The sequence below is a fragment of the Pseudomonas sp. MWU13-2100 genome (assembly GCF_023242365.1).
Classification (GTDB): domain Bacteria; phylum Pseudomonadota; class Gammaproteobacteria; order Pseudomonadales; family Pseudomonadaceae; genus Aquipseudomonas.
Map to the genome: position 1 here is coordinate 65,837 of NZ_JALLIX010000033.1, position 6,504 is coordinate 72,340.

A 6,504-nucleotide genomic window follows, 5' to 3' on the forward strand; every position below is an offset into this window, starting at 1 on the left:
CTGATCCCATCAGGCGGTTGTTTCACGTCCGCCCCCAGGGGAAAGGTTACTGCTCCAACTTCGGCGTTTCCTGCCCCATGCAGCGCACCGCCTGCTTCTGGCTGTTCACCAACACGCCGGTCAGGCCCTTCTGTTCGCTGTCGAACAGCACCAGCACGCCGTCGATGCACTGCGCGGTTTGCGCCGCCGGCTGCAGCGAGATCTTGTAATCCTCCCCGGGCACCGTCTTGAGCATGGTGAATTCGTTCAACAGCAGCGCATCCTCCGGTTTGGCGAAATGCAGGTAACCGTAGTACCACAGGCACGCGACCGTACCGATGATGCTGCAGATACCGGTGATAATCAGGGGAATGGCGTTACGTTCTTCAGTCATTGCGGGCTCTCTGGTTCAACATTCGAATTCGGGACAGGCGGGTAATTCGGGATCTCGCCCAGACGGCGCAGGCCGTTGAAGTGCTGCGGGTCGTCGAGATAACGCAGCATCACCTGGCGCCAGGTCGGGTCAGCGAAGGTCTGCACATGACCGCCACGGGTCAGTTGCAGCACCCGCGGCGCAGGCGCCGCCTGATACAGCTGGATGCCATTGGTCAGCGGTACGACCGGGTCGTCGAGGCTGTGGAAAATCAGTTTCGGTACGCCGGTCAGGCGCGGCATGGCCCTGATCGCGCTGTCGCCATCGGGCACCAGCCATGACAGCGGTATTTGCAGGGGCCAGGTCAACCAGGACGACGCGAGGGCATCACGCCCCACCGAACGGTAGCTGGCCGGTGCGCCATCGAGCACCAGGGCCTTGAGGCGCGACTGGTATTCGGGATGGCGTTGCGCCAGGTAATGCACCACCAGCGCTCCGCCCAGGCTCTGGCCCAGGACCACCAGGGGTTTGCCCTGGACTTCCGGGGCCTTTTGCAACCAGTCGAACGCCGCATCGATATCCTGGTAAACCGCCGGCAGGCTCGGTTCGCCTTCGGACACGCCGTAACCACGATAGTCGAGCATCAATACCTGATAACCCTGCTCCGGCAACCACCAGCTACCGCCCAGATGCCCGGACAGATTGCCACCATTGCCGTGCAAATGCAGCACCGTGCCCTTGACCGCCACGCCGGCCTTGACCGGCAGCCACCAGGCGCGCAGGCGCACGCCGTCGGCGCTGGTCAGGGTGATATCGCGGTATTCGAGGTGCGCCTTGTCCGGGGTGAACGGCAGGCCGGGATCGGGATAGAACAGCAGGGAACTGCAACCGCCGAGGGTCAGCAGCAGGCACAGCATGCCGAGGATTCTCATCCGTTTGAAGCCTCGCTAGCTAGAACCACAATCAACACGGAAACTGTAGGCGCTGGCTTGTCGGGACGCCGCACCGCAGCGATGGCGTCGCTAAAGTCGATGCAGGACTCACGGGCCTCATCGCCGACAAGCCGGCTCCTACAAATGGGGGTTCCTGCAAGACAATATCGTCGTACGCAAAAACCTGAGCAGCGGTCAGAGGATATTAGAGTAATCCGCTTCGATCCGATCCAGACTCAAATGGTTCAGGAAGTTACTGAAACACATCCAGGCCGACAGCGCATTCATATCGCGGAACTGTTCCGGCAGATACTTGGGCGGCACCACCAGCCCCTCATCCACCAATTGGCGCAGCGTGCGCATATCTTCCAACGTGGTCTTGCCGCAAAACAACAGCGGCACTTGTTCGAGCTTGCCTTTACGCACGGCCAACTGAATATAGTTGTAAACCATGATAAAGCCCTTGAGATAGGACAAGTCTTTGGTAAATGGCAGCCCCGTGGGAGTCGAACCACGGAAGATCCGACTGGCATTGCCATAGCTTTCCGCCATCTCGAAACCCTGCTCGCGGAAAAACTCGAACACCTGGAGGAAGTCCGCCCCCTGCTCCACCATGTCGATGGCCCGGGTCCGGTTGGTCAATTTGCGCAAGCGGGTCGGATAGGAAGCGAAGGCAATCACTTCCATCAGAATCGCCAGGCCTTCCTGGGTCACGGTCGACGAGGGCGGGCCCTTGGACAGGAAGGTGCAGATCGGCTGGTTCAAACCGTTGAGGGTGGTGCCGACATGCACCAGGCCTTCATGCACCTCCAGCGCTCGTACATCCCGCGAGTTGAACATCGCGTCGGCGCGGATCTTGATGTAGTCGGCGCCCGCCGCCGCATCGGCGACGATGCCGTCGGACTCGAACACCCGGATGGTTTCCTCGGCCTCGCCGAACACCTTGTTCAAGCGGCTTTGCAGCATGCTGACCGCGTCCTTGGCGGTCAGGGTCTTGGGCTCGTCCTTGAGGTCGCCGCGGCCGTCGATATTGTTCAGGTAGTCGGAGAGCATCAAGCCGAGGTCGGCCAGGGTCGGATCACCAGCATGGAACGCATCCGACGCGGCGCCGTACAGTTCCTGGGAGATCAGGCCGAAATCCGCGGTGCCACGGGCTTCGAGCATCCGTACCACCTGCCGGTACTCGCGGCACATGCGACGCATGATCTGCCCGACCGGGTTGAACTGGCCGAGCCGCCGGGTGATATCGCGCTCAATGTTCTGGAACTCCAGCTTCACCGCACTGGAATCGAACGACAGCGGTCGCGAAGCGTAATAGTCGCGATCCACCGCCGGCATTTCCTTGCCCTTGCCCTTGAGAAACCCCTTGCGGATGTTCTCGTCCCACTTCACCGCGTCGAGCACGCGGATCGGCGTCTGCGCCAGCACAATGCGATCGGAGAGGCTGCGTATCGTCTGCTGGTAATCGTCCAAGGGTGACTCCTGAAGGTGATACCGGTGAATAGCCAGGCACAGAGCCTAGACCGAGGCCAGCACCAGGTGCATGTAACGCGAGAGGATCCCCAGCATGTCCTGTTCGGACTGGACCTCGGCGTCGTTGAGCAGGCCCTGATATTCCATCCGTCCGATAATAGCCGTCAACACTTTGGCATCTTGCTGTGGCTCTTTGGTTCCCAGTACCTGAACAAACTGGTAGGCGCCCTGTAGGAGAATCTGCTGGTGCGAGCGCACCAACACCGCCAGGCGTGGATTGAGCAACGCTTCCTGACGAAACGCCTGCTCAGCCATCAGGTGCTCGCGACGATTGTGCAGTTGCCGCTGAATGTAGTCGACAATCATGTGGGCGATGTCATCGGCCAGTTGCGCCCGAGAGCCCGCACTGCCGTCACCGTAGGCGACCATTTCCCGCAATATGCCTTCGGTGTTTCCCCAGAGCTTGGCCATGAAGGCCGCGCTGCGCTCGACATACTGGGCGAAGGTATCGGTGAGCAGGTCATCGATATCCTTGAAGTAATAGGTGGTGGCCGACAGCGGCACATCGGCCTCGGCGGCCACCGCGCGGTGCCGCACCCCACGCACGCCGTCGCGCACGACAATGCGCATGGCGGCGTCAAGAATCGCCTGTCGTCGTTGCTCGCTTCCCTGCCGACTGGCTTTGCGCCCCTGATACTGAACGCTTTCAGCCACCGCCGTAGCGACGCCTGCTGCTCCCTTTTGCGCCATTGCACGCTCCACTACCGGTCTTCCTCTCTTGTAATGATTTGAAACATCAGTACCAACAGACAATAAAAAAGCCGCCTTGCAAGGGCGGCTTTTTCAACAACAGATTTACGCTTGCGGCCGCATGTGCGGGAACAGGATCACATCGCGAATCGACGGTGCGTTGGTGAGCAACATCACCAGGCGGTCGATACCGATGCCCTCGCCCGCCGTCGGCGGCATGCCGTACTCCAGCGCCCGCACGAAGTCGGCGTCGTAGTGCATGGCCTCGTCATCGCCGGCGTCCTTCTCGGCCACCTGGGCCTGGAAGCGCTCGGCCTGATCTTCGGCGTCGTTCAACTCGGAATAGGCGTTGGCGATTTCACGACCACCGATAAACAGCTCGAAACGGTCGGTGACGTTCGGGTTCTCGTCATTGCGGCGGGCCAGCGGCGAGACTTCGAACGGGTACTCGGTAATGAAGTGCGGCTGTTCCAGCTTGTGCTCGACCAGCTCTTCGAAAATCATCACCTGCAGCTTGCCCAGGCCTTCGAAGCCCAGCACCTTGGCGCCGGCCTTCTTGGCGATGGCGCGGGCCTTGTCGACGTCCTGCAGGTCGGCGGCGGTCAGTTCCGGGTTGTACTTGAGGATCGAGTCGAACACCGACAGGCGCACGAACGGTTCGCCGAAGTGGAAGACCTTGTCGCCGTACGGCACGTCGGTGCTACCCAGAACGGCCTGGGCCAGTTCACGGAACAGCTCTTCGGTGAGGTCCATGTTGTCTTCGTAGTCGGCGTACGCCTGGTAGAACTCCAACATGGTGAACTCGGGGTTGTGTCGGGTCGACACGCCTTCGTTGCGGAAGTTGCGGTTGATCTCGAACACCCGCTCGAAGCCACCGACCACCAGGCGCTTGAGGTACAGCTCCGGCGCGATGCGCAGGTACATGCCCATATCCAGCGCATTGTGGTGGGTTTCGAACGGCTTGGCCGCTGCACCGCCAGGAATGGTCTGCAGCATCGGCGTTTCCACTTCCATGAAATCGCGCTGCATCATGAAGTTGCGGATATGGGCGATGACCTGCGAACGCACGCGGAAAGTCTGGCGCACTTCTTCGTTGACGATCAGATCGACGTAGCGCTGGCGATAACGGGTTTCGGTATCGGTCAGGCCGTGGTGCTTGTCCGGCAGCGGGCGCAGCGACTTGGTCAGCAGGCGCACGTCGGTCATTTCAACGTACAGGTCGCCCTTGCCGGAACGGGCCAGGGTGCCAACGGCTGCAATGATGTCGCCCAGGTCCCAGGTTTTCACCGCGGCCAGGGTCTCTTCCGACAGCGTCTTGCGGTTGACGTAGACCTGGATGCGCCCGGACATGTCCTGGATCACCATGAACGAGCCACGGTTGAGCATGATGCGACCGGCAACCTTGACCGGGATCGCTGCCTCAGCCAGCTCTTCCTTGGTCTTGTCGGCGTACTGTTTCTGCAAGTCTTCGCAGTAGGCGTCGCGACGGAAGTCGTTGGGGAAGGCCTGACCCTTGGCGCGCTCGGCAGCCAGCTTTTCCTTGCGCAGGGCGATCAGGGTGTTTTCTTCCTGTTGCAGGGCTTGCGGGTCGAGTTGTTGGTCGCTCATGTCTTTAGATTTTCCATCACAGGTTCGTTGCCCCCGGCCTTCGGCCGGGGATCGCCAGCAAGCCGGCTCCCAGAGTAGTGTCTTACAGCCCTTGCTTGAGGCTGGCTTCCAGGTATTCGTCGATATCGCCGTCCAGCACCTTGTCGCAGTCGCTGCGTTCGATGTTGGTGCGCAGATCCTTGATCCGCGAGGCGTCGAGTACGTAGGAGCGGATCTGGTGACCCCAGCCGATATCCGACTTGGTGTCTTCCAGGGCCTGGGAAGCGGCATTGCGCTTCTGCACTTCCTGTTCGTACAAGCGCGCCCGCAACATTTTCATCGCGGTGTCTTTGTTCGCGTGCTGGGAACGTTCGTTCTGGCAGCTGACCACGGTGTTGGACGGTACGTGGGTGATCCGTACGGCCGAGTCGGTGGTGTTGACGTGCTGGCCACCGGCACCGGAGGAACGATAGGTGTCGATCCGCAGGTCGGCCGGGTTGATTTCGATTTCGATGTTGTCATCGATTTCCGGGGAGACGAACACCGCCGAGAATGAGGTGTGACGACGGTTGCCGGAGTCGAACGGGCTCTTGCGCACCAGGCGGTGCACGCCGATCTCGGTGCGCAACCAGCCGAAGGCGTATTCGCCCTTGATATGCACGGTGGCGCCCTTGATCCCGGCGACTTCGCCGGCGGACAGTTCCATGATGGTGGCGTCGAAACCGCGCTTGTCGGCCCAGCGCAGGTACATGCGCAGCAGGATGTTGGCCCAGTCCTGGGCTTCGGTGCCGCCGGAACCGGCCTGGATATCCAGGTAGGCGTTGTTCGGGTCCATTTCGCCGCTGAACATCCGCCGGAACTCGAGTTTTTCCAGGGCGGCGCGCAGGCGTTCGACTTCAGCGGCGACGTCGTCGACGGCCCCCTGGTCTTCTTCGGCGGCGGCCATTTCCAGCAGGTCGCGGGCATCGCTCAGGCCGCTGGACATGTCGTCCAGGGTTTCAACGATCAGCGCCAGCGCGGAACGCTCGCGGCCGAGGTTCTGGGCGTATTCGGGGTTGTTCCAGACAGCCGGATCTTCAAGCTCGCGATTGACTTCGGTCAGACGCTCATGCTTTTGATCGTAGTCAAAGATACCCCCGAATGGTTTCGGAGCGCTCGGACAGGTCCTTGATACTGTTAAGGATCGGGTTGATTTCCATGGCGGGCAGCACTCGTCGGTGAACTTTTGAAAGCCGATGAGTATAACCGAGTTGCACGCGTCCCGGCAGCCCGCTTGGCGGGGTGAAACGCCTGGAGGCGCATTCTTTTCCCTGGCGGGCACTTTTTGGGGCGGGCAGCACGTTGATCGCGCCTAAAAATTTGCTCGCCAGATCGAAAATCCGAGGAGATACCTGATTAATGTGTAGCCCC

Annotated in this window: 7 protein-coding genes; all 7 read right to left on the reverse strand. The window is 60.9% G+C overall.

Features of this window, described 5'->3' with window-relative positions; genetic code table 11:
• Positions 1 to 46 precede the first annotated feature (46 nt).
• Positions 47 to 373, reverse strand: coding sequence for a hypothetical protein (locus M5B99_RS21195; protein WP_248805859.1), 327 nt, complete (start codon positions 371 to 373; stop codon positions 47 to 49).
• Positions 370 to 1,284 carry an alpha/beta hydrolase gene (locus M5B99_RS21200; RefSeq protein WP_248805860.1) on the reverse strand — a complete coding sequence of 305 codons (915 nt, stop codon included), beginning with the start codon at positions 1,282 to 1,284 and terminating at the stop codon, positions 370 to 372. Before M5B99_RS21200 ends, M5B99_RS21195 begins: the two co-directional genes overlap by 4 nt.
• A gap of 195 nt (positions 1,285 to 1,479) precedes the next feature.
• Positions 1,480 to 2,757 (reverse strand): flavohemoglobin expression-modulating QEGLA motif protein, encoded by a 1,278-nt coding sequence (locus M5B99_RS21205; RefSeq protein WP_248805861.1) that lies wholly within the window; start codon positions 2,755 to 2,757, stop codon positions 1,480 to 1,482.
• Between the two features lie 45 nt (positions 2,758 to 2,802).
• Positions 2,803 to 3,507: a TetR/AcrR family transcriptional regulator gene (locus M5B99_RS21210; RefSeq protein ID WP_248805862.1), complete on the reverse strand. Its 705-nt coding sequence runs from the start codon at positions 3,505 to 3,507 to the stop codon at positions 2,803 to 2,805.
• Positions 3,508 to 3,612: 105 nt separating this feature from the next.
• On the reverse strand, positions 3,613 to 5,115 hold the full coding sequence (lysS, locus tag M5B99_RS21215) for a lysine--tRNA ligase (RefSeq protein ID WP_248805863.1): 1,503 nt from the start codon (positions 5,113 to 5,115) through the stop codon (positions 3,613 to 3,615).
• 82 nt (positions 5,116 to 5,197) lie between these two features.
• A protein-coding gene (gene prfB, locus M5B99_RS21220) for a peptide chain release factor 2 (protein WP_103498378.1) occupies positions 5,198 to 6,293 on the reverse strand; the annotation gives its coding sequence in 2 pieces (ribosomal slippage) (positions 5,198 to 6,220 and positions 6,222 to 6,293; 1,095 coding nt in all).
• Positions 6,219 to 6,504: hypothetical protein (locus M5B99_RS21225; RefSeq protein WP_248805866.1), on the reverse strand; the 286-nt coding region annotated here is incomplete at its 5' end. The genes prfB and M5B99_RS21225, both read right to left, overlap by 75 nt.